General features: G+C 69.5%; 20 protein-coding genes. 14 read left to right on the top strand and 6 right to left on the bottom strand.

Annotated elements, in window-relative coordinates:
- Positions 1-3: 3 nt before the first annotated feature.
- The 4 genes from IVW53_05295 to IVW53_05280 are packed head-to-tail and all read left to right on the top strand — an operon-like array spanning position 4 to position 4,939.
- Complete coding sequence (locus IVW53_05295) at positions 4-1,464, top strand: amidohydrolase family protein (GenBank protein MBF6604981.1); 1,461 nt, start codon at positions 4-6, stop codon at positions 1,462-1,464.
- The gene (locus tag IVW53_05290) at positions 1,461-2,351 is read left to right on the top strand and encodes an amidohydrolase family protein (GenBank protein MBF6604980.1); all 891 of its coding nucleotides are present in this window, start codon (positions 1,461-1,463) and stop codon (positions 2,349-2,351) included. The genes IVW53_05295 and IVW53_05290 overlap by 4 nt, the downstream gene beginning before the upstream one ends.
- Positions 2,352-2,354: 3 nt before the next feature.
- The gene (locus tag IVW53_05285; protein MBF6604979.1) at positions 2,355-3,500 is read left to right on the top strand and encodes a M20/M25/M40 family metallo-hydrolase; all 1,146 of its coding nucleotides are present in this window, start codon (positions 2,355-2,357) and stop codon (positions 3,498-3,500) included.
- Positions 3,497-4,939, top strand: coding sequence for an amidohydrolase family protein (locus IVW53_05280; protein ID MBF6604978.1), 1,443 nt, complete (start codon positions 3,497-3,499; stop codon positions 4,937-4,939). The genes IVW53_05285 and IVW53_05280 overlap by 4 nt, the downstream gene beginning before the upstream one ends.
- 7 nt (positions 4,940-4,946) lie before the next feature.
- Here the strand turns inward: IVW53_05280 and IVW53_05275 are convergent, their stop codons facing one another.
- The 4 genes from IVW53_05275 to IVW53_05260 form a co-directional block, all read right to left on the bottom strand.
- The gene (locus IVW53_05275; protein ID MBF6604977.1) at positions 4,947-5,255 is read right to left on the bottom strand and encodes an L-rhamnose mutarotase; all 309 of its coding nucleotides are present in this window, start codon (positions 5,253-5,255) and stop codon (positions 4,947-4,949) included.
- A 2-nt stretch (positions 5,256-5,257) separates the two neighbouring features.
- The gene (locus tag IVW53_05270) at positions 5,258-6,097 is read right to left on the bottom strand and encodes a VOC family protein (GenBank protein ID MBF6604976.1); all 840 of its coding nucleotides are present in this window, start codon (positions 6,095-6,097) and stop codon (positions 5,258-5,260) included.
- Positions 6,094-7,428, bottom strand: coding sequence for a hypothetical protein (locus tag IVW53_05265; GenBank protein ID MBF6604975.1), 1,335 nt, complete (start codon positions 7,426-7,428; stop codon positions 6,094-6,096). The genes IVW53_05270 and IVW53_05265 overlap by 4 nt, the downstream gene beginning before the upstream one ends.
- 88 nt (positions 7,429-7,516) lie before the next feature.
- Complete coding sequence (locus IVW53_05260) at positions 7,517-8,644, bottom strand: mandelate racemase/muconate lactonizing enzyme family protein (GenBank protein ID MBF6604974.1); 1,128 nt, start codon at positions 8,642-8,644, stop codon at positions 7,517-7,519.
- Positions 8,645-8,827: 183 nt separating this feature from the next.
- On the opposite strand from IVW53_05260, the gene IVW53_05255 reads away from it, so the two are divergent.
- The 10 genes from IVW53_05255 to IVW53_05210 all read left to right on the top strand — a co-directional run bounded on the left by IVW53_05255 (position 8,828) and on the right by IVW53_05210 (position 18,956).
- Positions 8,828-9,772, top strand: coding sequence for a thiamine pyrophosphate-dependent dehydrogenase E1 component subunit alpha (locus IVW53_05255; protein MBF6604973.1), 945 nt, complete (start codon positions 8,828-8,830; stop codon positions 9,770-9,772).
- A complete protein-coding gene (locus IVW53_05250) occupies positions 9,765-10,760 on the top strand; it encodes an acetoin dehydrogenase (protein MBF6604972.1) in 996 nt (331 codons plus the stop codon). The genes IVW53_05255 and IVW53_05250 overlap by 8 nt, the downstream gene beginning before the upstream one ends.
- A 7-nt stretch (positions 10,761-10,767) precedes the next feature.
- A complete protein-coding gene (locus IVW53_05245; protein ID MBF6604971.1) occupies positions 10,768-11,541 on the top strand; it encodes an SDR family oxidoreductase in 774 nt (257 codons plus the stop codon).
- A gap of 8 nt (positions 11,542-11,549) precedes the next feature.
- The gene (locus tag IVW53_05240; GenBank protein ID MBF6604970.1) at positions 11,550-12,758 is read left to right on the top strand and encodes an amidohydrolase; all 1,209 of its coding nucleotides are present in this window, start codon (positions 11,550-11,552) and stop codon (positions 12,756-12,758) included.
- A complete protein-coding gene (locus IVW53_05235; GenBank protein MBF6604969.1) occupies positions 12,755-13,741 on the top strand; it encodes a Gfo/Idh/MocA family oxidoreductase in 987 nt (328 codons plus the stop codon). Before IVW53_05240 ends, IVW53_05235 begins: the two co-directional genes overlap by 4 nt.
- Before the next feature lie 33 nt (positions 13,742-13,774).
- The gene (locus IVW53_05230; protein MBF6604968.1) at positions 13,775-14,536 is read left to right on the top strand and encodes an MBL fold metallo-hydrolase; all 762 of its coding nucleotides are present in this window, start codon (positions 13,775-13,777) and stop codon (positions 14,534-14,536) included.
- 347 nt (positions 14,537-14,883) lie between these two features.
- The gene (locus IVW53_05225) at positions 14,884-16,248 is read left to right on the top strand and encodes an extracellular solute-binding protein (protein MBF6604967.1); all 1,365 of its coding nucleotides are present in this window, start codon (positions 14,884-14,886) and stop codon (positions 16,246-16,248) included.
- A gap of 66 nt (positions 16,249-16,314) precedes the next feature.
- Complete coding sequence (locus tag IVW53_05220) at positions 16,315-17,214, top strand: sugar ABC transporter permease (GenBank protein MBF6604966.1); 900 nt, start codon at positions 16,315-16,317, stop codon at positions 17,212-17,214.
- A 94-nt stretch (positions 17,215-17,308) separates the two neighbouring features.
- The gene (locus IVW53_05215) at positions 17,309-18,220 is read left to right on the top strand and encodes a carbohydrate ABC transporter permease (protein MBF6604965.1); all 912 of its coding nucleotides are present in this window, start codon (positions 17,309-17,311) and stop codon (positions 18,218-18,220) included.
- 208 nt (positions 18,221-18,428) lie between these two features.
- Positions 18,429-18,956, top strand: a complete 528-nt coding sequence (locus IVW53_05210; GenBank protein MBF6604964.1) for an LLM class flavin-dependent oxidoreductase — start codon at positions 18,429-18,431, stop codon at positions 18,954-18,956.
- 14 nt (positions 18,957-18,970) lie between these two features.
- Here IVW53_05210 and IVW53_05205 read toward each other — a convergent pair whose 3' ends face one another.
- Positions 18,971-22,393: a helicase gene (locus tag IVW53_05205; protein MBF6604963.1), complete on the bottom strand. Its 3,423-nt coding sequence runs from the start codon at positions 22,391-22,393 to the stop codon at positions 18,971-18,973.
- Positions 22,390-26,262 (bottom strand): hypothetical protein, encoded by a 3,873-nt coding sequence (locus IVW53_05200; GenBank protein ID MBF6604962.1) that lies wholly within the window; start codon positions 26,260-26,262, stop codon positions 22,390-22,392. Before IVW53_05200 ends, IVW53_05205 begins: the two co-directional genes overlap by 4 nt.
- Positions 26,263-26,448 lie beyond the last annotated feature (186 nt).

Raw genomic sequence — 26,448 nt, 5'->3', positions numbered from 1 at the left:
GCGATGGAGTTGCAGACGGCTGACCTCCTCATCCGGCATGCCCATGTGATCACGATGGACGACTCGGGCCGGATCATCCCGGACGGTGCGCTTGCCATCACGGGGCGACGATTGGTCGCGATCGATGACGATCGGATCGTCGCGGAGCGTTACCACGCGGTCCGGACGATCGACGCGCGCGGCGCACCGGTCCATCCCGGGCTCATCGAGACCCACCTGCACGCGTCCTACCAGACGATGCGCGGGTTCATGGCGGACCACGTCGTCGAGGACGACCTGTTCGACCCGAGCGCGATCGACCGCGTCTTCTACAACCAGGTTACCGACGAGGAGGAGTACCTGGGCGTCGTCCTGTCCTGCCTGGAGATGATCCGCAACGGGACGACCTGCTTCATGGAAGCGGGCACCGTCCTCGAGCCGTCCGCGGCCGCCGAGGCCGCAGAGCTTGTCGGCATCAGGGCCCTGATCAGCGACGCGTGCCTGCAGGACGATCCACTGGGGATCGCCCAAGGAAACCGGATCCCCGGCTCCCCTGACGACATCGCCCCGGGGCTCATCGACCGAGCGCCCCGGAACCTCGACGAGGCTCTCCAGCGGATGGGCCAGGAGCTGCGTCGGAACGCCGACCCGGACGCACTCGTCCGGGGCCACATCGCACTGTTGGGCCTCGGGACGGCGACGGGGGCATTGATCGTCGAGGCGAAGCGGCAGGCGGACGCGGCGGGAGTGGTCCTGAACATGCACCACGCCTATAGTCCCGCCGACACGGAGGCCGACCGGGTGCGCTACGGGAAGGATCCGCTCCTGCATTTCGCGGAGATCGGGATCCTTGACCGCAACCTCACGCTCTCGCACGCCAACTACCTCACGGACGCCGAGTGCGACGTGCTGGTCGGGAGCGGAGCCAACCTTGCCTGGGCCCCAGCTGGCTCGATGATGTGGGGGCACGGGGGGACGATCCACGGGCGCCACGCGGAACTCTGGCGCCGGGGTGTGAACGTGGCCCTCGGATCGGACTCGGCGAACTGGTCGAATGACTTCGACCTGTTTCGCCAGGCCAACCTGGCGCTCCTCACGGCGCGGGATGTCCATCAGGACCGCACCTACCTCCTGGCCGAGGATGTCCTCTGGATGGCGACGCGCGGCGGCGCGCGCGCCGTGGGTCTCGACGACAGGATCGGCTCGCTCGAGGTCGGCAAGCGTGCGGACCTGGTTATCCATACCCTCGACCGTCCCGAGATGATCCCGGCGCTCGACCTCGTCCGCAACCTGATCTACTCGAGTCGCTCGAAGTCGATCAGGACGGTGATCGTTGACGGTAGGGTGATCCTCGAAGACGGCATCTTCGCCGGGCTCGACGAGCCACGCTTACTCGCGCGGATCGACGAGGCCGCCAAGGCGATGCTCCGACGCATGGGTCAGCCAGTGGAACGTAACCGGGTCGCCGGGCGGCGGTCGATGTGACCGGCGCGTCCGACGAGCCGGGGGGAGCGCCGAGCGCCGAACGAGCGGCGCTGTGCGTCGACGCGCACGCCCACATCTGGCCGCATGGGATCGTCCATCCGAGCCAGCGCAGCCCGTCGCCGCTCGCCGCCGAGCCTGAAGATCTTCGGCGCGCGACGACGGCGGCCGACGTCGACGTCGCCATCGTCCTCCCCGCGAGCGTCCACGAGGACAACGACTTCGTGCTCCGCGCCGCAGTGCGGTCCCGCGATCGCCAGGCGGCCGTCGTCGCGATCGACCCGTGGCGGACCGAGGCCGTGACGGAGCTCCGCCGCTGCGCGGAGGCCGGAGCGCTGGGCGTCCGCATCGCTCCGAGGTCGCTCGCCGGGGAGTTCGCGGCCGAGCGCGGTCCGCTGGCGGACGTGATCGACGCCGCCGTCGACCTCGACCTTGTCGTTCAGTGGACAGTCCCGCTGGCGAGCACCGAGCCGATCGCCTTCGCCGGTGGACTGCGCTCCGGACTTAGGCACGTCCTCGACCACCTCGGGCTGCCGGAGCGGGCCGACGACCTCGCGGGGCTCGCCGTCGTCCGGGAACTCGCCACACTGCCGGGCCTGCACGTCAAGCTCTCCGGGTTCTACGCGATGAGCCGGGCTGGGTACCCGTATTCGGACACCTGGTCATGGGCCGAGGGAGTGGTCGCAGCGTTCGGTTCGTCGCGGACGCTCTGGGCGTCGGACTGGCCCCTCTCGACCGAGTCGGCCCCGTATCGGGCGCAGCGAGACCTCGTCGCCAAGCTCCCGTTCCTCGACGATGCGGACCGGCAGCAGATCCTCGGCGGGACAGCGATCCGCCTGTTCCGCCTCGATCAGGCGGGCCGCCATGGGGCGGACCCGATCCGGGCCTGAGCGATGGATGTCATCGGGCTGCTCGAGATGCTCGTCTCGATCGACTCCGTCAATACGACGTTCGGCGGACCGGGCGAGGCCGAGGTAGCGGAGCGAGTCGCCTCGGTGCTGGCGGACCTCGGCTGCACCGTGAGGGTGCACGAAGTCGCTCCCGGGCGCCCGAACGTCGTCGCCTGGTTCGATGAGGCGTCCCCGGGCCCGCGCCTGCTGCTGGAGGGCCACCTGGACACCGTGCCCCAGCCGAGGGAGCCGATCCTCGTGCGACGCACGGACGGTCGGCTGCACGGACGCGGCGCCTGTGACGCCAAGGGATCGGTCGCTGCGATGGTCGCGACGATGGCTCGGCTTGCGGACCGGGCGCGCCGGCCGGCGGTGGTGTTCGCGGGAGTCGCCGACGAGGAGGCGCTCATGGGCGGGTCGCGTGCCCTCCTCGCGCAGCTGCCATCAGTGCATGGGGCGATCGTCGGGGAGCCGACATCGCTTGGGCCGGCCCGGACCCACAACGGGCTCGTGCGCTTCCGGATCGTGGCCCGCGGTCGAGCGGCACATACGTCGCGCGCGAACCTCGGGGTCAACGCAATCGCGGCAGCGGCTCGCGTGGTGCTCGCGATCGAGAACGACCTCGGACCGCGCCTTGCGGCTCGGGTGCATCCGCTCAGTGGACCGGCGCTCGTGACCCCCGCGGTGATCCATGGCGGGAGTGCCGTGAACCTGGTGCCCGATTGGTGCGAGATCGAGGTCGACCGTCGGTTGGCCCCAGGCGAGGACCCCGGTGCGGCGCTGCGCGAGATCGATGCGCTACTCGACACGCTCCGGGCCAACGGCGACGACATCGTGCGGGAAGAGCCGACGGCCGCACAGCTGGGTCTTGACATGCGGTCGGATCACCCGCTCGTGCGGGCCACCGAACGGGCGGCGGGCGAGGTCCTCGGCCGTCCGGAGCGGGCCCGCGGCGTGCCGTTCGGGACCGACGCGGCAAACCTGGCGGGGATCGGCGGGATCCCGTGCGTCGTGCTGGGCCCGGGATCCATCGACCAGGCGCACAGCGCCGACGAGTGGGTCGATCTCCGCGAGGTCGAGCGCGCCGTGGACCTCTATGAGCGGATCGTCGACGAGTTCGCGGACATGGGCAAGGAGGTAGGGGCGTGAATCCTCGATCGGTCGATCTCCTGATCCGCCATGGCCACGTCCTGACGCTGGACGCCACGCGCCGCATCGTCCCCGATGGCGCGATCGCCGTCGTCGGCCGACGGATCGTGGAGGTCGGGAAGGACGGGGAGCTCGCAGCGCGGTACGCGCCGGCGCGGACGATCGACGCGGGCGGCGCCCCGGTCCATCCGGGCTTGGTGGAGACCCACATGCACGCCTCGTTCCAGACCTATCGCGGCGTCATTCCGGACCACATCCCCGAGGACGAGGTCTTCGACGCGATCGAGCGCGTCTTCTACAACACGGTGAACGATGAGGAGGAGTACCTCGGGGTCCTGCTCGCCTCGCTCGAGATGGTCCGCAACGGCACGACCTGCTTCATGGAAGCCGGGACCGTCCTGGAGCCCGACGCTGCTGCCCGCGCGGCCCGGGAAGTCGGCATCCGTGCCCTCCTGGGGGACCCGTTCATCTGGGACCGGCCCGCTGGCCTCGCGCAGGGTAAGGAGACGCCCGACCAGGGGCCGGTTCGGGTCAAGGGCGCCATCGACCGAGCGCCCCGAAACCTCGATGAGGCGCTCGCACATCTGGGCCACGAGCTGCGTCGCAACGCCGATCCCGACGCGCTCGTCACCGGCCACGTCGCGCTGCTCGGACTCGGAACAGCGAGCGAGGAGCTCCTCCTCGAGGCGAAGCGGCAGGCGGACGCGGCGGGAGTGGTCCTGAACATGCACCACGCCTATAGTCCCGCCGACACGGAGGCCGACCGGGTGCGCTACGGGAAGGATCCGCTCCTGCATTTCGCGGAGATCGGGATCCTTGACCGCAACCTCACGCTCTCGCACGCCAACTACCTCACGGACGCCGAGTGCGACGTGCTGGTCGGGAGCGGAGCCAACCTTGCCTGGGCCCCAGCTGGCTCGATGATGTGGGGGCACGGGGGGACGATCCACGGGCGCCACGCGGAACTCTGGCGCCGGGGTGTGAACGTGGCCCTCGGATCGGACTCGGCGAACTGGTCGAATGACTTCGACCTGTTTCGCCAAGCCAACCTGGCGCTCCTCACGGCCCGGGAGGCGCACCAGGACCGCACCTACCTCCTGGCCGAGGATGTCCTCTCGATGGCGACCCGTGGCGGGGCACAAGCGGTCGGCCTGGAGGCTCAGATCGGCTCGCTTGAGGCCGGCAAGCGCGCCGACATCGTGATCCACACGCTCCGCCGGCCGGAACTGCTGCCGATCACCGACCTCGTCCGGAACCTCATGTACTCGGCGGGCTCGAAGTCCCTGAGCACGGTCATCATCGACGGCCGCGTCATCCTCGACCGCGGGGAATTCCCGGGTCTCGACGAGGACGCCCTGCTCGCGCAGATCACCGAGGGCTCGCGCGCGCTGCTCCGGCGGATGGGCCACACCGTGGAGGTGAACCGCCGGCCCTCGTGAGGCGGGCTCAGTCGAGGCGGAAGATCTCCGGGAGGAAGACGACGCCCTCGGTCGCGACCTCCGGCTCCCAGAACTCGAGCATCCGCTTCCGCCAGCGCTGCGTCGCCTCGGCCGCGGCCTCGAGGGCGGCTGCCTCGTCCGGGTCGTCGCACTCGTAGTAGGCAAAGACTCGGTTGCCGAAGCGATAGATCGAGTAGTTCCGGATCCCTGCGGCCGTGATCGCCGCGAGGACCTCCGGCCAGACGTTGGCGTGCTCGCGGACGTAGTCGTCGATCCTGTCGGCTCGCAGCCGCGCCGTCCAGGCTACTCGTGCCATCGCTACGCTCCCGTAGCGCGCCCGACGACGCGCCCGAACGGCCTAACGCGGATCTCGCGCCAGACGCCTGTCGCCACGTAGATGTCGGCCTCCGCGATCCGCCGCGCGTCCTCCGGGGAGGCGGCCCGGATGAGCATCACCGAGGCGCTCAGTGAATCGAGGTAGGCGCCGGCCTCGATGATCGCCCCCGCCCGCTTCAGCTGCGCGATCCGCAGCAGATGAGCCGCGCGGTACGGAACGCGGCGGTCCGCAGCACCGGGGGCGAAGTCGGCCTCGACGAGATAGACCGCCTCGCTCTCGACGGCCGGCCCGGGTTCGCCGGCCGGGGCCGACGCCGGGGCGCCCGTGCTGCCGGGCGCCAGCCGCGCCCGCTGCACCAGCTCGACCCGGATGCCATCGGGATCGACGAGATAGACGCTCCGACCGCCGATCCAGCGGCCGCTCGTCGGGGTCACTGGCTCGTTCACGGCCCCGTACCCTCCGCCGATCGCGCGTGCGTGGATCGCGTCCACGTCGTCCACCTCGAAACAGACGTGGCCAGTCCCGGGGTTGGCCGTCGCGGGGTCCACCGGGCGCCGCTCGACTCCCTGGTACTCGAGGAGCTCGAGGAGCACGCCCGACGCCGGCTCGACGAAGAGGGCGATGTCGAGCGTCACGTCCGGATAGCCGGTCACGTGACGCAGATAGGCGTCCGTGCGGATGAACCGCTCGACCTCGGCGAGGCCGATGATCCCGCCGTAGAACGCGCGCGACCGATCGAGATCGCTCACATGGAGCCCGACGTGCCCGAACGCGATCGATCGGCCACGAGCAGGCGGCGCCCCGGATCCGTCGTCGGTCACGGCGGTTCGTCCGACCCGATGAGTCGCGCGATGTCGATCCGATACACGGTCTGCGGACGTCCCGCTCGCGCGCCGCCCTGGCGCCCGAGCTTCGTCGCGACCCCCGCTCGCAGGAGGGAGGTGATGAGCCGACGGGCCGATCGAGGCTCGATGCCGTAGGCGCGCGCGAGCTCCGATGCGGTGACGGCCGTCGGATCGACCTGGCGAAGCGCTCGGGTCAGGCGGGCAAGGGCCAGCGGCCCGAGGCCGAGCTCGCGGGCGAGCCGGACCGAGGTCCCGCCGGTCTCGCGCAGCCGGTACCGGGCCGAGTGACGGTCGGTGCTCGCGCCGATGACTTCCCCGCCGGGGAACGCGACGTGCAGGTCCCCGTGGCGCTCGCCCATGACGAGCGCCCGCTGGGCATTTTCCTCGGCCGCCGCGACGGTCGCGCCGAGTCCCACGCCGATTCGCGCCTCGGGGGGGAAGCGCTCCGCCCGGAGCGGTCCGTCGTGGCCGTCCATGAGGCGGGAGATCGCCTCCTCGATCGCGCCGCGGCTCGTGTAGACGATGAAGCGCTCATCGTCGAGATCCGCAAGTCGACCCTGCAGGCGCTCGGCGACGTCCAGAAGTGCCTCGTGGACGCGGAGTCGCCGACGCTGGATCTCATACGGCCCGCCGTCCTCGGTCCCTGTCCGGAGACCCGGGACGGCGACGAGCACGACGGCCGGTTGCGTTGTCTCGGTGAGCGCAAGCCTCGCCGCGAGGCTCGCCTGCCTGAGCGCCTCGCGCATCGCCGAGCGCGTGTGCGTGATCCGCTCGGCGGGCACGCCGGCCGCGATCAGCTGGCGATGGACCGAGCCAACGCACGTCAGGCACAGATCGACCTCGCCCGCTTCGTACAGGGCGCGGTGCGAGTCGAAGAGATCCGCCGCGCTCCTGATCGCCGGCTCGTCAGCCTCCGCGTCGAGCGGGATGACCCGAGCCGGCGGCTCGAGCCCGAGGTCGTCGTACACCTCGTTCACGATCGGCTCCTCGATCGTGTCGATGCCGAGGCGGGGGAGGACGCCATCGAACTCCCGGAGCACGAGGACGAGCGTGCGGTAGAGGTCCGCCCCGGCGTGCGGCACGAACTGGAGCGTCGCGCGGAGCGGTCCGGCGTGCGTGCCGATCACGAACGGCGCTCGACCCGTGAAGAGGATGACCTGGCAGACCTGGTCGAGCTCTCGGGCGAGCGCGGGCGACTCGTCGAGCGACTCGTACGAGCGGCCGACGACGGCGTCGCCGAGACCCTCCTCCCGCGCGATCGTCAGCGCCAGCTCGACGGAGTCGGCCGGCCCAATGACGCCGATCATCGGGGCGCGATCAAAGGAAAGACCGTAATGGGTCTCATTTCCGCATCATAGCCCCCACGCACCGTCGCCTCGCCGAACCGCAACGAGCTCAGACGGCGAAGGCGACCGAGCCGTCCGACCGGAGCGGGATGACCGTGACATCCCGCCCGACGACCCGGATCGCGTCCGGCAGGTCATCGGCGAGCGTCACGCCCAGGCCCGGCGTCTCCGGCAGCTCGAGATAGCCGCCCCGCCTGCGGACGTCGGTCCGGAAGCAGGCGAGCTCGGGCGACTCATCGAGAAGGGTGTACTCCTGGACGACGAAGTTGGGGATCGTCGCATCGAGGTGGACCGATGCCGCGGTCAGGATCGGTCCGAGGCAGTTGTGCGTGACGACCGCGGCGTGGTAAGCCTCGGCGATCCCGGCGATCTTGCGACAGTGGGTCAGGCCGCCAGCGAGCCCGACGTCCGGGCGCACGTACTGGGCGCCCCCCTGCGCGAGGAGCTCCCGGAACTCCCAGATCGTGTGGAGTCGCTCGCCTTCTCCGAGCGGCACGTCCGATCCTCGGGCGAGTGCTGCCTGCGAGCTGATGCTGTCGATCTGGATCGGGTCCTCGGCGAAGAGCGGATGGAGCGGACTGAGCGCCGCGATGAGCGGGGCCGCCTGGAGCGGGGTCAACTTCCGATGCAGCTCGAGCAGCAGGTCGACGTCGGGGCCGACCGTCTCACGGACAGCGGCCGTCAGGTCCACGGTCTCGCGGATCAGCCGGTCCTGCGCCATGTCGTAGTAGGTGGCCGGAAGCGGATCGAACTTGACCGCGGTGAATCCGTCGGAGACGGCGGCCCGAGCCGACGTGAGGATAGCCTCAGGGTCGGAACCGGTCAGGAGGAGGTGGAGGCGGATCCGGTCCCGCACCTTGCCCCCGAGGAGCTGCCAGATCGGCACGCCCAGACGCTGGCCCTTGAGGTCCCAGAGGGCGATGTCGACCGCGGCGACGGCAGCCGAGAGGATGCTCCCCCGGAAGGGGGCCATCCGGTACAGGTAGTGCCAGATCCGCTCGATCTCGTCGGCGTCACGGCCGATCAGGGGGCGCCGGAACGTCTGCAGGACGGCGTGCACCGCGTCCGGGTAGCCCCAGCAGCCGGACTGGCCGAGGCCGACCCGTCCATCCTCCGTGATGATCCTGACCAGGTGGACATCGCCGAGGACCACCGACTCGACCTGCTCGATCCTCATGTCCATGCCCTCCGGGACGGGGTTCCGTCCGTTGCGCTGCCAATCCGGTCATTCCGCTTTCGGACGCCGCCGGTCAGCCTCCGAAGGTGCCGTCCGTTTCGCCGTTGAGTTCAGGGTTGAGTTTAGGCCACAATACGGGTATCTTGCACGTCCTAGAAGGATAGCAGGGGAGGCGGCGTGGCGATCGGACGCGAAGAAGATTACAGGGCGATCGCGACCATCCGCGCCTTCGAGGAACGCTGCATGAATTTGAAGACGGCGGGTGAGATCCCCGGATCCATCCACCTCTGCGATGGGCAGGAGGCCATCCCTGTCGGTGCCTGTCGGGCACTCGAGCCGCGCGACGCGGTGACCGTGACGTACCGCGGGCACGGTTGGGCGATCGCTCGCGGACTGCCGCTCGTGGCCCTGTTCTCCGAGCTTATGGGCCGGGATTCGGAGCTCAACGGCGGTCGCGCCGGCTCGCCGTTCTTCTCATCGCCCGCCCACGGCTTCCTCGGCGAGAACTCGATCGTCGCCGGCGGGATGCCGATGGCCGTCGGCGCGGCCCTCGCGGCCGCCCACGACGGGAGCGGGGCCGTGAGCATCGTCTCGGTGGGCGACGGTGCGCTCAACCAGGGGGCGGCGCACGAGGCGCTCAACTTCGCGTCGGTCTTCTCGCTGCCGCTCGTCCTCGTCGTCGAGAACAACCGCTACTCGGAGATGACCCCGATCCGCGACATGGTCCGCGTCGAGCGGCTCGCCGACCGGGCCGCGGCGTACGGGATGCCCGGCGTGACGATCGACGGGAACGACGCCGCGATCGTCGAGAAGGCCGTGCACGACGCGGTCGCGCGGGCACGGGCGGGTGGCGGCCCGACACTGATCGAGGCCGATACGGAACGCCTCGTCGGCCACTACAGCGGTGACCTGCAGGCGTACCGACCGTCCGGCGAGGTCGCGTCGGCCCGCGAGCGAGAGCCGCTCGCGCGAATACGGCGAGCCGCAGCCGAGGAGGGGCCGGATGCGGTGGCCCGGCTCGACGCGATCGACCTCGAGGTGTCCGCGCTGATCGACGCCGCCGTGAAGGGCGCCCGCGCAGTCCCCTACCCGGACCCGGCGACCGTCCGGGAGCATCTCTATGCTTGAGCCCGTCGCCACTCTCCGCTACATCCAGGCCGTCAATGCAGCCCATTTCTGGGCTCTCGCGACGTACCCCGAAGCTCTCGTCTTCGGCGAGGACGTGGCGCTCCCGAACGGTCCGTTCGGTGCGACGAAGGGTCTCCACGACGCCTTCGGCACGAGGGTCTTCGACACCCCGATCTCGGAATCGGCGATCGTGGGCGCCGCGCTCGGAGCAGCGATGCGTGGACGGCGACCGATCATCGAGATCATGTACGGCGACTTCATCGCGGTCGCCATGGATCAGATCATCAATCAGGTTGCGAACACGCGGTACGTGTCGCGCGGCGGCTGGCGCGCGCCGCTCACGATCCGGACCCAGCAGGGCAACTCGCCCGGGGCCTGCGCCCAGCATTCGCAAAGCCTCGAAGCCTGGTTCGCCCACACCCCGGGCCTGCGCGTCGGGCTGCCGTCAAACCCGCGGGACGCCTACGAGATGCTGCGCTCGGCGATCGCCTCGGACGACCCGACGCTGATCATGGAGCACCGACTGCTCTACCCGGACTCGGCGCAGTTCGCCCTCGATGGGCCGGTCGAGCCGATCGGCGGGTCGCGGGTCATCCGCGACGGCCGCGACGTGACGATCGTCGCCTGGTCGCGGATGGTCGGCGAGTCGCTGAAGGCCGCGCAGACGCTCGCGGAACGCGGCGTCAGCGCCGAGGTGATCGACCTTCGCTGGCTCTCGCCCCTCGATTTCGCCCCGGTTGCGGCGTCGGTGCATCGGACCGGGCGCATCGTCGTCGCCCACGAGGCGAATGTGACTGGCGGGTTCGGAGCGGAGATCGCCGCACGCGTCGCAGACGAATGCTTCTGGGACCTCGACGCCCCCGTCGGCCGGGTCGGCGCGCCGGACGTCCGGATTCCGGCCGCCCCGGTCCTCCAGGCCGTGGTCGTCCCGGCCGCCGGCGCCGTCGTGGCCGCCGTCGATCGCATCCTCGCCGAGCCGAAGCGGTAGTCGGGTCGTGACGGACGAGCAGGCCGTGCCCGCCGGGGCCATCGTGGCGGGCAAACGCGTCATCGTGACCGGCGGTGCGTCGGGGATCGGCCGGGCAACCGCGTCGCTGCTGGCGGCTCGGGGTGCGCGGGTCGTCGTGCTCGACCGCGACGACGCGGCAGCGGCGCAGCTGATCGCCGAAGTCGGTATCACGACGGGTCGCGCGCTGGGCTTCGAGCACGTCGACGTCTCGATCGAGGCGGAGGTGAAGGTCGCGGTAGCTGGCGCCGTCACGCGCCTCGGCGGCGTGGACGTGCTGCTCCATGCGGCCGGGATCATGGCGGGCCAACTCGAGGACATCCGGAGCCTGTCCGAGGCCACCTGGGACCGCGTCGTCGACGTGAACCTCAAGGGGGCGTTCCTCGTCGCGAAGCACGTCGCAGCCGAGATGCTCGACGCCGGGTCTGGCGCGATCGTCCTCGTCTCGTCCAAGGCCGGCGTCGCCGTCGGGAGCGGCTCGTTCCCGTATGGGGCGAGCAAGGGCGGGATGCACGGACTGGTCCTGACCCTCGAACGCCATCTCTCACCGAAGGGGATCCGTGTGAACGAGGTCTGCCCGGGAGACATCGACACGCCGCTCTATCGCGCTTCGCTGGCCGAGGCCTTGGCGCAGGGAGCCGACCCGGGCGCGATCGAGGAGGCGCTGCGGACCCTGACGGCCCCGACGACCATCGCCGAGGTGCTCGCGTTCCTCGCCAGCGATTCCGCATCGGCCATCCGCGGCACGATCTTCACGACGTAGGGGGTGGGATGACGCTCGCGGCCGTTCGCTCGATCCCGGCGACTCCGCCCGGACTCGTGGCCTTGAGACGCGACCTTCACGCCCATCCCGAGCTCCGGTTCGCGGAGCATCGGACGGCGGGGATCGTGGCAGCTCGGCTCCGAGACGCTGGCTACGAGGTGCGGGCAGGCATCGGCGGGACCGGCATCCTCGCCTCGCGGGACAGCGGCCTGCCCGGGCGTCATGTCGTCATCCGCGCCGACCTCGACGCGCTCCCGGTGAGCGACCTCAAGGCGGTCGACTACGCCTCGACCGTGGACGGGGTGGCGCACGCCTGCGGGCACGACGTCCACATCGTCGTGGCGCTCGGGGTCGCCGAGCGACTCGCGTCGGGTCCGCTGCCCGGAGGACGGATCAGCTTCCTGTTCCAGCCAGCCGAGGAGCGTCCGTTCGGCGAGCCGAGCGGCGCGCGGGCGGTCCTCGAGACGGGCGTCCTCGACAATCCGGCCCCGGATTCGATCCTCGCCTTCCACTGCTGGCCGGATCTGCCGGCCGGGACCGTCGGGATCGACGAGCGCATCGCGATGGGCGCCAAGGATGCCTTCCGCGTCGTCTATGTCGGCAACGGGGCACACGCGGCGGCTCCGAGCCGCGGGCGTGACGCAGTGCTCGGAATCGCCCGACTCATCACGGCGCTCTATGAGACCTTCGCCCGCAGCCTCGATCCGGGCGAGCGCGCGAGCCTGAACATCGGAACGGTGCGGGGCGGCGCAACACAGAGCGTCGTGCCCGATCGGGCCGAGATCACCGGGACCCTGCGGACGATCGACCCGGAGGTTCGCGAGCGGCTCCGCGGGAGGATCGAGCGGGTGGCGGCCGGCGTGGCCGCGACGTTCGCCCTCGAGACCGAGCTCACCTGGGCCGACGAGATGCCGCCGATCCTCAACGACCCGGCGCTCGTTCGCCTCGCTGAGGAGGTCGCGACCGAGGTCCTCGGGTCCGAACAGGCTCGACGGCTGACCGAACCGCCGATGACGGTCGACGACTTCGCGCTGCTCGCCAGCCGGGCGCCGGCCCTCTACCTGAAGCTCGGCATCTCGGGTGACGGCACGCCCGTCCCGCTCCACAACGGCGCGTTCGACGTGGACGAGCGCTCGATCGGGGTCGGCGTCGCGGTGATGCATCGGATCGCGCTCGCGCTGCTGTCCGACGCCGCGCCGGGGGGCGGGCGGCGATGACCGACCGTCTTCGCGTTGGGGTCATCGGTGCCGGAGCGATGGGCGAGGCCCACTTGCGCTCGTACCGCGCCGTCGGCGCGCAGATCGTGGGGGTGGCGAGCCGCACGGCCGAGCGAGCGCGCGAGCTCGCCGAACGCTACGGGGCCGAGGCGATCTTCCCGGACGCCCGCAGCCTGATCGACGCGACCCAGCCAGACGGCGTCAGCGTCACGACCGGGGAGCACGATCACGTCGAGCCGACCCGTTACGCGCTCGAGCATGGCGTCGGCGTGCTCCTCGAGAAGCCGATCGCGAGCAGCCTCGCGGACGCCCGGCTGATCGCCGACCTCGTCCATGCGACGGGCTCAATCCTGGTGCCCGCGCACCTCCTGCGGTTCGCTCCTCCGTATCGGGCGCTGAAGGCCCGGGTCGCCGCCGGCGACATCGGGGACGTCATCGCGGTCTCGACGCGACGCGACCGGACCGTGGCGATCGCACACCACTACGCTCACGTCCACCCGGCCTTCCTGACGGCCGTCCACGACATCGACCTCATCCTTTGGCTGACGGGTTCGCGCTTCGTCCGGATCCGCGCGCTCCAACATCGCGATTCGGGCCGCGGTCAGGTGGATCTGGCATGGGCGCAGGGGGAGCTCGCGTCGAGCGCGATCGCGTCGGTCTCCGTCGCGCAGGTGCACCCCGAGGGCTCCCTGCCGTACAACTCCGACCGGATCGAGGTGTATGGCTCCGCGGGCGTGGCCGTCGTCGACCTGTCTCTTCCCCTGGCGACCGTTCGAGGGGAGACCACGACTGCACCGGACTGGCTCCTCGAGCCTCCGGACGGGTTGGGAGCTTTCGGGGCCGAGATCGCCCACTTCTGCGACTGCCTCCGGAGCAGGCGGCCTTCGGACGTCGTGTCCGTCGACGAGGCGGTCGAGGGGATCAGCGTGGCGGACGCGATCGTACGGTCGGCGGAGGCGGGCGGAAGCGATGTCTGGCTGTAGCCTCGGTCGGCGCGGGCCCAGAGGATCGGACGAGTGGGCGATGGAGCGGCCGCGATGCAGCTGACGGCCTACCTCCATCTGGTCGGGAGCGGGCGACATGGCTTCAGCCTCACCCATCCCTCGGACTCGCATATCTTCCTCCTCGACGGCGGCACCGAGCTGGCCCTGATCGAAGCCGGCGCCGGCATCGACCTGCCGCCGCTGATGGAGCGTCTCGAGCGAACGGGCGCGCGCCTCGATCGCGCGCGCAAGCTGTTCATCAGCCACGCCCACGCGGACCACGCCGGCGGATCAGCGAAGCTCCGAGTCGCGCTCGGGCTCGAGCTGGTCACTTCGCCTGAGGTGGCGGACATCCTTCGGTCGGGTGACGAGGCGCGGGCGGGCGTCGACATTGGCAAGGAGCAGGGGAGCTACGACCGGAGCTACCGGTACGAGGCGACGCCCGTCGATGGGGAGCTCACCGACGGCGAGCGGATCCAGGTCGGGAACCTCGTCGTCGAGGTCATCCGCACGCCCGGCCACTCGGCAGGCCACCTGAGCTTCCTGGTCCACGCCGGCGACCGGACGGATCTCTTCAGCGGCGACGCCCTGCTCTTCGGGGGCGAGATCATCCTCCAGAACACGTGGGACTGCGACCTGACCGCGCAGATCGAGTCGCTTCGTCGGCTCGGCGAGCACCGGTTCGACGGCTTCTTCCCCAGCCATCTTGCGTTCTCCGTCACCGACGGCGAGCGCCACCTGCGTGTGGCACTCGACGCCTTGCGACGGGGCGCCATACCTCCGCTATGGGGCTGACTCCGGGAACGGCGGGAGGGCCGGGTCCAAGTGACCGGGGCGAACTCACGCGCACGCGCCGAGCGCGCGAGACCGGTCCATCGCAAGGCGCTGGCGGTCTTGGGACCCGCCGATTCGGCACCGAGGCCTGGCCCAACGGCCTTCAAACGATGAGGCGGCTACCAGCAGGAGGGGGTGGCATCTGGGGTTGACCAGCGGTGCGTGCCGAGGTGAGGCCCACCTCACGGTCCGGGCGTGCCGGGCCACGATCGGCGACCCCCGAGAGGGTCGGACAACTCGAGGTGCCGGTAACAACCGAGGCCCCGACTAGGGCGAATGGGCAGGTCTGATTGGAAGGGAGTCTGGTCATGAAGAGACTACTCGCCGTCGCGGTGACGGCCCTGATCCTCGGAGCGTGCGGGTCGTCGTCTCCGACCGCGTCAGCGCCGGCCGCGACGTCGGGGTCGAGCGCGGTCGCGGCCCAGCCATCGGCGAGCATGCTCGCCGGCGACGACAACGCTCCGATCACGATCTGGTACGACAGCGCGCGCGAGCCGGCCCTGGAGGCCTGGAAGAAGGCCCACCCGGCCCAGGCCAGCCTCGTCACTGGTGTGCTCGTCGATCTGACGCAGATCCCAGCCAAGACCATCCTCGCCAACAACGTGAACAAGGGCTGGCCGGACGTCGTCTTCAACGGTGCCAATCTCATCGCGATGACGGCCACCACGCAGGTCGACTGGGCGTTGGACCTGCGCCCCTATGTGTCGAAGGACATCCTCGACGGCTTCGATCCGCACGTGATCGCCGAGTGCATCCTGCCGGACGGTCGCGTCATGTGTCTGTCGAATGACGTGGCTCAGAGCATCACGTACTACAACAAGCCGCTCATGGACCAGTTCGGCTACTCCGTGCCCACCACGTGGGAGGACCTCGCGGCCCTCGGCGAGCGGGTCGCGAAGGAGCATCCCGGTTACCTCATCGGGACGTTCGGCGATGCGCTCAGCCTGGACATGTACTTCTGGACGAGCCGCTGCGCCACGGGCCAGCTGCTGGGCGTCAACAAGGTCTACATCAACGTCCTCGCTCCCGAGTGCGTCCGGGCGGCGCAGTGGGTCGACAAGATGATCGCGCTCGGCGTGGTAACGAAGGTCGGCACGTTCGACCCAGCCTTCATCAAGGCGGCGAACGACAACAAGCTGCTCGTACTCACGGCACCGAGCTGGTTTGGCGAGTTCGTCTTCAGCGGCAAGAAGGACGGCACGTACTACACGTCGGCGACCGGTCAGCTCGGCGTCGCCCTGCCGCCGAAGTGGGCGGCCGACTCACAGCCGTACTTCGGGGGCCAGGGCGGAGCGGCCTGGGCCGTTTCCCGCCACACCAAGAACCCGAAGTTGGCCACGGAGCTGGCTATCTGGATGGCCACTTCGAACGCCTACCAGGTCGACGTCTCCCCGACGTATCCGGCCTACAAGCCTGCTGCGGCCCTCTGGGTCAAGAAGATCGCCGCAAACCCGTTGTACGCCAACGACCCGGGCCCGGTGCTCATCCAGTCCGCCACGTACGAGGACCCGAAGTTCGGGATCGTCACCTACGACACGGCGAGTATCTTCTCGTCGACCGTCATCGCGGCCCTGAACAATGGGGGGACCATCGAGTCGTCGCTACCTGCCTTCCAGGACGCGCTTGTCCAGGGGGCCAAGGCGCAGGGCTACGACGTTGTGACCACTCCGTAGTCGATCCGTAGCGCGATCGGGCGACAGGGCCAGCAGGTCCCGTCGCCCGATCGCACCGAGGTGGCGATGAAAGAACGCATCCGGCGTGCCCTTCACCCCGCACATCTGTTTGCGCTGCCCTACGTGCTGACGCTCGTCGTGTTCGGCATCGGTCCGGCGCTGTATGCCCTCGTGATCAGCTTCGCCTCGTTCAGATCCGGGACGCCGCAGCTCTTCGCGGCAGGGCTGGACAACTACGTCCGGGCCTATACGGACTTCAGGTTCCTGCCCTCGTTCTGGCGCATCGGCCAGTTCCTGGCGATCTCAGTGCCCCTCGGGGTCGTCGGCGTGATGGCGATCTCGCTGCTGGTGCACGCGCGACACGATCGTCTCGGGGCTGGTATGCGCACCCTCTACTTCATCCCGGGCGCCGTCGCAGGGCCGATCCTCGCCCTGCTCGCCATCTTCATGTTCGACCCGAACATCAGCCCGTTCGCCCCCCTGCTGCAGGCGCTCGGCCTTCGGTCGATGGGGCAGATCGCGAGCGGCGATCGCCTCCCGTTCGTCTTCTCGGTCATGTTCTTCTTCGCCGGGGCCGGGGGATGGATCGCGATCTTCTACGGTGCGTTCAACGGCATCTCGAGCGAGATCACCGAGGCCGCGACCATGGACGGCTGCGGTCCCATACGGATGGGGTGGTCCATCAAGCTGCCGCTCGTCCGCCCGTACATCATCTACATGTTCATCCTCACCTTCGCGGGCAACGTCCAGCTGTTCGTGGAGCCGCAGCTCCTCGCGCGCGCACCAGGAGCTGCGATCGGCAAGTACTGGTCGCCGAACCAGCTCAGCTACGCATTCGCGTTCGAGCTCGGCGATTTTGGGGGCGCGGCCGCGATCTCCCTGGTGATGCTGGCGATCGGCCTGGTGGCCGCGATCCTGGTGATCAAGACGACCAGCTTCTTCCGCACCGACGCGACCGACGAATAGCCGTGGTCACGATCGTCCCACGACCTGCCACACGGCCTGACGGTCGGCGCCGAGGCTTCTCCACGTCGCGCCTCACGAGGCAGAGGTCCATCGCATGAGCCAGGCAGTTCGCAGCACGTCCAACACCCGCGCACGCCGAGCCCCGTCGGTCGCAGGGTTGATCCGGGTCGGCCTCCTCGTCATCTGTGCCCTGTTCTTCGGCGTACCGCTCGTCTGGCTCACCCTTGCGCCCAGCAAGCTCAACAACGAGATCACAAACCTGCCGCCGCTGGCGTTCGGCGTGTTCGACAACTACGGGCGCGCCCTGGGGAACCTACTGAGCTACAATCACGGTCAGATCCTCACCTGGGTCGGGAACTCCGTGTGGTACACGGTCGCGTCTGTGGTGCTCGGCCAGGTGATCGCGATCCCGGCCGGCTACGCGCTCGCCACGGCCAGGTTCCGCGGACGGCGCCCGATCCTCTGGCTCACCCTGATCACCCTAATCGTCCCGACTTCCGCCCTCGTGCTGCCGCTCTTCCTCGAGCTGAACGTCGTCGGGCTCGTGGGCAGCCCGTGGTCGGTGATCCTGCCCGAGGCCTTCTTCCCGTTCGGCGTCTACCTCGCGTACGTGTTCTACGCGACGGCGCTGCCCAAGGATCTGCTGGCGGCCGGGCGAACGGACGGCGCTTCTGAATGGCAGCTCTTCCGGTACGTGTGCCTGCCGCTCTCGGGCACGCTGATCGGCCTGCTGACGTTCCTCAGCTTCGTCGCGAACTGGAACAACTACTTCCTGCCCTACGTGATGCTGAGCGACGACAAGTCCTACACGCTCGCGGTCGGCCTGCAGGCGCTGGTGGTGGGGACGCCGATGGTTGCCCCGAACAACTCTGGGACGGACACCCTCCTGAAGCGACCCGAGGGGGCGCTCATCGGGCTCCTCATGGTGCTGCCCCTGGCGCTGGTCTTCGTCGCGGCTCAGCGCTACGTCGTGCGAGGAGCGCTCACCGGCTCGATCAAGGAGTAGCGCGGGCACGTCGGTTCGCCGGTCAGCCCAGACTTCTCCGCCCGGTGAGTCGGGCTGGCACGCCAACAACGCACCAAGGCTTGCCGGTCTCGCGCCAGGAACCTAGTCCTGGTGGCCGACCTCTTCCGGTGTCTCATACCACCGCAACCGCTCGCCCACGCGCGCGCGCCTTCCAAGCAAGGGTGAACCGCACTGACTTTTTGGGGTCATCGTGCCGCAGGGCTGGACCGGCAAATACGACGGCTGGCCACCCGCCTCGGCATGGCAACAAACGGTCGAGGTCGCCAAACAGGCCGAGCAACTCGGCTTCGAATCGATCTGGATGTTCGATCACTTCACAACCGTGCCAGAGCCGACCAACGAGATCACCTTCGAGTGCTTCTCGTCCCTCGGTGCACTCACTTCGGTCACCACGCGCGTCCGGCTGGGCCAGATCGTGACCTGCACGGCGTATCGAAATCCGGCCCTCACGGCCAAGATGATCAGCACGATGGACGTGATCAGCGGGGGTCGGATTGATCTTGGAATCGGCGCCGGATGGAAGCGCGACGAGTACGTCTCCTTCGGCTACCCGTACCCCGAGACCCGCGAGAGGTTGGCCATGCTCGCCGACCACCTAGAAGTCATCAGCCGCTTAGGAGCCTTGTACGGCTTCTTGTCGATCGTGATCGGGATCTCGGTCGGATGCTGCTCGCCGCTCTTACCGTGCTCGGTGTCGTTCATGTCCTGCTCCTAATCTTACGCGTGTCCTCATCTCCGGCTATCTCGGGCCGGGATGATCGCCATCCATGCTGCCAGCCGGATGTCGTCCTCGGTGATGAGCGGGAGCGGCGTGGGCGGCGGAGGCGCCTGGAGACCCTCGGCGTCGACGAGCGCCCGGAGAGTCTCGATGCGCGAGGCGATCGGGGCGTGCTCGTCCTCGAGGATCCACCCGACCTCTCTCGAGATGCGGAGCGGCCACCGCTGGGCCAGGGCGACGGCGACACGGGTTCGCTCGTTCATGCTGAGGCCCGACGTGCCGTCTCGAACGAGGTCGGCCGCGCGCCGCAGAACGCCGCGGACGTCGGGCTGGAGGTTCGCGGGATCGGTCAGGCGCATCCACGAGCGCCAGATGGCCGCGCGCGCCTCCGGCCAGGCATCGAACACTCCGTCATACGCGGGTGCCGGAAGTTCGGCGTAGGTCGATCGGTCGCCCGGATCGGCGTCACTGAGGCATCGCAGCGGGCTCTCGTCGACCTCAGCGGCGCCGGCGCTGTCACGCCGGACGCCCCAGAACGCCGTTGCCGCCACGAACGCAAACCGCGCCTCTCGATCGGGACCCACCTCGGTGGCGAACACCCAGCCGTGCTCCGTTGCCAGCGTCGACCGGAAGCCGGTGCCGGAGGCCATCGGCAGGTCCTCGACCCTGCTGCGGATAAGCCCGTCCTCGAGCGCGATCGCCAGCCGCCGCCGGTACTCCTCCCCGGACAACGCGGCGGAATCGCCTCCGGACTCGAACAGCTCGGGTCGCTCTTCGCGGAGTTTCTCGATCTGCTCGCGGTTGTCGGCCAGGACGACCTCGATCCGCTTCGCGCGCTGGCCCGGAATGACGTCACCGATGCCGATCGAGACGGCGGCGTAGGCGATCTTCCGCTGGATCGTCTCCTCGAGCCCGAGCAGCTCGTCGAGGTTGGTCGCCGGGAAGAAGCACCCGAGGTGGACCTCGCGATGACGGCTGCCGATCCGGTCGATCCGGCCGTGTCGCTGCACCAGCCGCATCGGATTCCAGGGCAGGTCGTAGTTGAGGATGCGCCCGGCCTGCTGGAGGTTCACGCCCTCCGACAGGACGTCCGTGGTGAGCAGGATGTCGTAGCGGTCGATCGCGGTTGGAACGCCCGCGGCCGTGAGCGGCCCCGCCGTCGCGGGAGCGAAGCCCGCGAGGATGCGTGCCCGGGACGTCTGGTCGATGCCCTGCTTCCGGCCGCGGACCGGCTCCGGGATCCGGTCCTTGTACGCCGCGAGCGGTGACCCCGCAGGAGCGCGCTCAACGGTGTCCTTCACGCGGCGGTGGAGGTCCTCGATCGTATCCGCGAACGCGGAGAACACGATGACCTTCCGGCGGTCGGCCTCCGACAGGTCTCCGTCGCGGGACGGACGGCTTGCCGCCTCGGCGATCTCCGAGAGCTTGGCCAGCAGCTTGTCGGCCTTCGGGTCGCGCCCGGTCGCGACACGCTCGGCGATCGCCTTGAGTTCGCGGATGAGGAGCAAGTCCGCCTCGACGTCCGCGCGAAGCTCTGCTGCGTGGTAATCGCTCAGCTCGCTGATGGATTCAGCGCCGTCTTCCTCGAGGGCGGCGAGCACTTCCTCGATCGAGGTGTCGTCTTCGGCTTCGCCCCATGCCGTCAGCGCCTTCCCGCGCAGGACCTTGCCGTTCGCGAGCCCGCTCAAGAAGTCCAGGTGGTTGTCTATGAGGACGCCCAGCGTGTTCGCCAAGGCACGTGGTCTCGACTCGAGCCGCTTTAGCAACGCGGACCGGAGGAAGCCCGCATTCACCACCTGAACGGCCTCGACCTTATCCGTGATCGCGTAGCGGCTCGGCATGTAGCGGGCCATCGTGAGGCGGCCGGGCATCGGCGCCTGTCCGGGCCGCCACTTCTCCGCGTCGGTGTCGGTGGGCTCGAGGGCGGTGATCACCGCGTCGAGGAGCTCGTGGCCGGCGGCGTCGAGCTCATAGTCGATGCGCTCGACGCGCGGGGTCGGGAACTCGATCGGGACGTCGCGGCCGGCCGGGTTGCGGATCGTCGAGCCCGCGTAGTGGCGCTTGACGAAGCCCCGAGTTCGCCGGACGGCAACCTCGTCGAGAAGTGCGAACAGGTGCGCCGGCGAAAGCGTCTCCGGGTCCTGGGCCTGCGCCTCCCGGATGTACCGGAACAGGCTCGGGATCCCGCGGCTCGCGAACGCCGCGTCGTTCTTGACGAAGTAACCGACGAGCGTGTGCAGGTCCAGGAGCGAGTTGTTGACCGGGGTCGCGGTCATGAGGACGAGCTGCTTGGGATATGCGCCCGAGAGAAGCTTGCGGACCACGTCTGCCCTGGCGGTGGCGGGGTTTCGCAGGTTGTGCGCCTCGTCGATCACGACCAGCGCGTACTCGTCGAGCCGTTCGAGGTCGTCGCCGCTCGCGAGGCGCAGTTCGTCGTAGCTCATCACCCGGACGCGGGCCGAGGTCAGGTCCCATGTGTCCAGAAATGGCTTCCAGGTGGACTCCTTGAGGGCAGCCGGGACGATGACGAGCGCACGCTGGCGATCGCGCTTCGTTGCCTCCGCGATGAGCTCGCCGGCGAGGAACGTCTTGCCGAGCCCGACCTCGTCGGCGACAAGGACCCCGCCCCACTTGTCGACGATGCGCCGGATGCGGGCGACTCCATCGCGCTGGAAACCGGTCAGCCGCAGGACGGGCTCGTATCCCGCATCGTCGTCGCCGGGGTACCCGTACATCGTGACAAGCATCCGGAGGAACACGACCCACGGGTCGTGGAGCAGGAACCGGGCCTCGTACATCGCCGCGAGGTCGTAGGGCTCGGCATCCGCCCAGAGCTCCTCGAACCAGTCGCGGACGAGGCGCTTGTGGGTGCCGGTCTCGTAGCCGAGATTGAGCTCTTTGTTGAGGCGCAGCCCGGCGTAGGTCAGGTTCGACGAGCCAGCCAGGATGCCCGCGAGGTCGTTCTCGGGGATGTAGGCCTTGCCGTGGAGGAAGCCCTTTGTGTAGCGCCGGACCTCGACCCGCGGCGTGCCCGTCGCGTCGGTCATGCGCAGCCAGGCGACGATGCGACGCTCGGCGGCATCCCGCGCGACGGTGAACCCGGCGAGGTCGCGTTCGTCACGCAGGCCCGCCTCGTGGTCTGCGATCGCCTTCTCGAGCAGCTCCTCGTCGGTCGGGCGCCGGGCGAAGAGGCGCTCTTCCGGTTGCTGTGGCTCGGCCCCGATCATCAGCCGGACGCGAGGCGCCCGCTCAAGCTCGTCCGCGAGCAGCTCGAAGCCCTGAGCGTTGAGGTAGGCGGTCGCGATCGCGACCGTCGGCGCGACCGCGAGCTGTTCGCGCAGGCCGCGCAAGAGCCGGTTGATCTCGTCCGCGACGCTCTCGCCCCGATCGAGACGGTTCGTCGCGAAGACCGGAGGAAACGGGCGGTTGATCATCGGCCAGCTGCCGCCCAGCGGTCATAGTGGGCGAGGACGCGAGCCAGGCGGGGAGCGTAGTCCCAGCCGCGGTGGAACGTTGCGAATACGTGTTCGACCTGCTCGCGCGAGAGACCGTAGAGGTGCGAGGTGACGGCGTCGAGCTCGGCGATGAGATCCGGGCGGTCGGTGTCGCCCACCGATCCGACCGGCACGCCAACGGCAGCGGCCCAGATTGAGAAGCGGGCGTCGATCGCGGCGAGGCGACCGGCGATGACCACCGCTCGCTGGCGGAGGGAGTCACCTGGCGCTGGTCGCGGGATCGCGAACCCGTACATGACGTGATAGGTGAGGTTCATCTCAACGGCGCGACGGGCCATCCAGTCCAGCGGGATCGAGCTGAGAACGGCCAGGAGATACGCAACGGCCTCCGGGTTGCCACGTGGAAAGAGCAGATATGGGGCGCCATGAGTCAGCGCGACGCGCGGCGGCACGAGGGCCGCGCGGACGGTACGCGTGTCGGTCGATCGCGCGACCAGGCGAACCGCGATCCGCGCCCCGCGGATGGGGAGTGTTGAGTCGTCGTCGATGACGGCAGGCGGGAACTCTGAGAAGGGAGAGGCGGCCAGCCTGCCGGCTCGTCGGCGCTTCTCGAGCAGCACGGGCAACACGACCTCCGGATCGACCCCGCCGTAGTACCGGCCCGTGTCGGGATTCCACAGGTCGAACGACTCGCCTTTATAGAGCGGCCACCATCCCGACGGGACAGTATCCAAGTGGAATAGCGGCTTGTCCGCGGTCGCATGGAACTCGGCGTAGGCGCGAACGCGCCAGTCGCCGATGTCCGCATCGAGCCGTGGATGAGACCGCATCTGAACGTACACCCCGCCGTCTTCCGCGGTGGAAAGGATCGGAAAAGAGGCCCCCGTTCCCCACGTTCTGAACTCAGCTGCTGGGAACCGCGCAGGAGCCCGATGTGCGCCAGCTTCAAACTCAGCGCGCGACGCGAAGGGTCCCCGAAGGGTGACCTGGCCGCCCGCCTGTCCCAGTCTCCGAAGGGATACGAGAGCGATGCTGTAGCGCGCTTCCATGTCAAACGCCCAGCGCGCTGTGTTCAGGAGGAGTGTCACTTCGTCGAACTCGCCGTCGTCGAAGACAAGCTCGCGCCAGTCGGCAGCACCGGCCTCTGCAACGAGACTCCGTGGGGCGACCATTCCGATTCGACCACCGGAGCACACGAGGTGCCAGTTGCGCCAGGCAAATGCCTGATAGAGGTCGATGTCGCCGGTACCAAGGCCCGGATATGGGCCGAGTCTCAACGCGTCACGCAGACCGTCGTTCTGCGAGATCTCGGCCGCGAACTGCTGGGCAAGGTCGGACCGGTCGCCCTTGGCCCGTTCGATAGCAGCATCGCGGGCGCCGACCGGAAGATGGAACAGGCCAGGAATGCGCGCACCCCACCACTTGTCGGCCTCGACCTTCACCTTCTCCCAGGGAGGATTGCCAACGAGCACATCGAAGCCGCTCGGTTCCCGCAAGAACACCTCCGGGAACCGCACCGGAAAGTGGACCGGGTCGAGGTCGCGCAGCGAGTCCCGTACCCGGGCGGCGGCAGCACTCCGGGCGATCCCCTCGGCATCGAAGTCGGCCGGGGCCGGCAGCACCCCGAGTCGCACGGCGACCGCCGCATCGAAGAGCAGGCGCGCCGGCTCGGCCGCCTCGAGCGCGCGGCGTGACGCCTCCTGGGCGGCGCGCGCCTCGTCGCTCGTCGACTCCTTGAGCGCGGCGGCATCCTCCAGCACGACCCGCGCCTGGTCAAGGGCAGCCCGGATCGCGGCCCCGGAGAAGGTCATCGCGCCCGTCCGGGCATCGGGATCGAGCGCCTCGATCGCCTCCTCGATAGTGCCGATGCCGGTGAGCGAGTTGCCGCAGACGAGCTGGTGGTCGAGGCTCGACATCGGCAGGCCCGGCACGAACGTCCGGACCCAGATCGCGAGGCGCGCCAGTTCGACGGCGATGTCGTTGATGTCGAGGCCATAAACACAGCGGCGGGCGATCTGCCGGCCAAGCAGCGCGGAGCGGTCGATCTCCGGCTCCTCGACGCCAACCCGCCGAAGGGCGGCGAGAGCGGCGTCGCGAAGTTCGAGGAGCTCCCGTTCCACCCCCGGGATCGCGTTGCGCTCGAGGAACGCACCGAACTTCCCCTCGATGTGCCCGATCGCGCCCACGAGGAAGTGGCCGCTGCCCATCGCGAGATCGGCGACGCGGAAGTCGAAGAAGAGTCGTGCCGCGCCGACCTGATCGCCCCGCCCGACGAGCACGGCGACCTTCTCCAGGTGAGCGTCGAGCGCCGGATCGAGCGCGCGCCCGAGCAAGTGCTCGACCGCGAAGGGCTTCGTGAAGTACGAGCCGGTCGCTTTGCGGTCGCCCGACTTCGTGTGGAAATACGGTGCGCCTGTGGCCGCGTCGATCCGCTCGCCTGCCCTCGCCGGTCGCCATGCGCCCGATGCGTCGATTGCGAGGTCTTCGGTTGCGAGCGAGAGACCCGACTCGAGGAGCCCCTCGTAGATCGTGCCGAAGTCACGGACATCGAGGGAGCGGAAGTCGACGGGGCCGCGGTCACCATCCACCGCCACGTCGACGAGTAGGCCGGCCAGCGCCGGGCCGACGGCGTCATTGTGGAGGACAAGTCGCGCGACCGCGGCGCCGTCGGGATGGAGCTCGGGATCGGCGCCGAAGAGGCCGCCGTTGTAGGCCGGGACACCCCATGCTTCGTCGCCGGTGTCGATGACGCGCCAGACCTGGGCGAGGCCGTCCCAGAGCGAGGTGCTGCGCGGGTCGTTTGGCCGGTCGGGATGGGCGGCGAGGTCGCGGGCCAGCTCCTTGAGCGAGGCCCGCGTGTATCGCTCGTTGCGATGGAGAGGGAGGAGCCGGGTGTCCTCGGCGTACGCCTGGAAGAGGAGCCGGAAGAGGATCCGCAGGGTGAGGCGGTAGGCGAGGGCGAGCCGCTGGTCGTCAAGACGAGCGTCGGTCGCGAGCGCGCGGGCGATCGCGGTCGACAAGGAGTCGACTACCCTGTCGTAGATCCGTTCGCGGAGGCGCTCGCCGAGCGACACCGCGTAGTCGCGGCTGGCATCGAGGAGTTGGTCGACTGACCCGCCGGGTGCCAGGGCCGCGGCGCCAAACGCGAGCTCGAGATACCCGGCGTGCTGGTCGTCGAGGAGGGCGAGGTCGAGGCCGAAGTACGTCTGCGTCGCCCCGCGCCGACCGACGCCGATGTCGGGCGCCGTCGGGTAGAGCCGGAGCTGCGGCCCCCGAGCGACGACGAGCCAGCGAACGTTGTTCTGGCGGGCGATCTCGAGGCCATGGTAGATGGGCGACTTCGCGAATCGCGCACTCTCGGCGTCGAACGACTCGTCGTCCCGGAGAAGGATCGCGACCGCGCGCGGCGGTTCCCCGTGGACGCTCAGCAGCAGCGCGTTGCCGGGGATCGTGCGGCTGTCGAACCCGAGTCCCTGCACCAGCGCCGCACCGCGCGGGCTCGTCGCCATGAGCGCGCGGCTCCGCGCCGAGGCGGCCCCCCAGTCAGGCCGTCGCGGGACGCCCCATGTCAGCTCGCGGATCGCGAACAGGCCCTGGGAGTCGAACCCCGGGATGTCGGCCGTCTCGAGGGCGTCGCGAGCCTGGATGATCCGGGCGCGCGCGGCCCCCGCTGTGGGTTCGTCGAGTGCCGCCTGAACGATCCGGGCAGCGTGCCTTGCCGGCAGCGGACCAAGTACAGGCGCGTTCGCCAGTGGCCCAAAGAGCCAGGCATGTCCACCGACACGTCGCGCCACGACGGTCAGCGGGATCGCCCGGTTGCGGAGCCGGGCGGCGTGGAGGGTTCGCATCGCCTCCTGAGTCGGCGGGTTGGCGCCCGACCATGACGCGACGGCTACCTCGAAGCCCAGCCCGTGGGGATCGGCGCCGATCCAGACCCGCTCCGTCGTGGCGTCTCGCGGTGACTGAGCCGGCCGATCCCACGGGATCGCAGCGCGTGGCGCGCGAAGGGTCGCGAACGGATCGTTCTCCGGCGC

The organism is Chloroflexota bacterium (assembly GCA_015478725.1).
Lineage (GTDB): Bacteria > Chloroflexota > Limnocylindria > Limnocylindrales > CSP1-4 > C-114.
The sequence above is the reverse complement of the archived record's forward strand: the minus strand, read 5'-3'. Positions and strand labels throughout refer to the sequence as shown.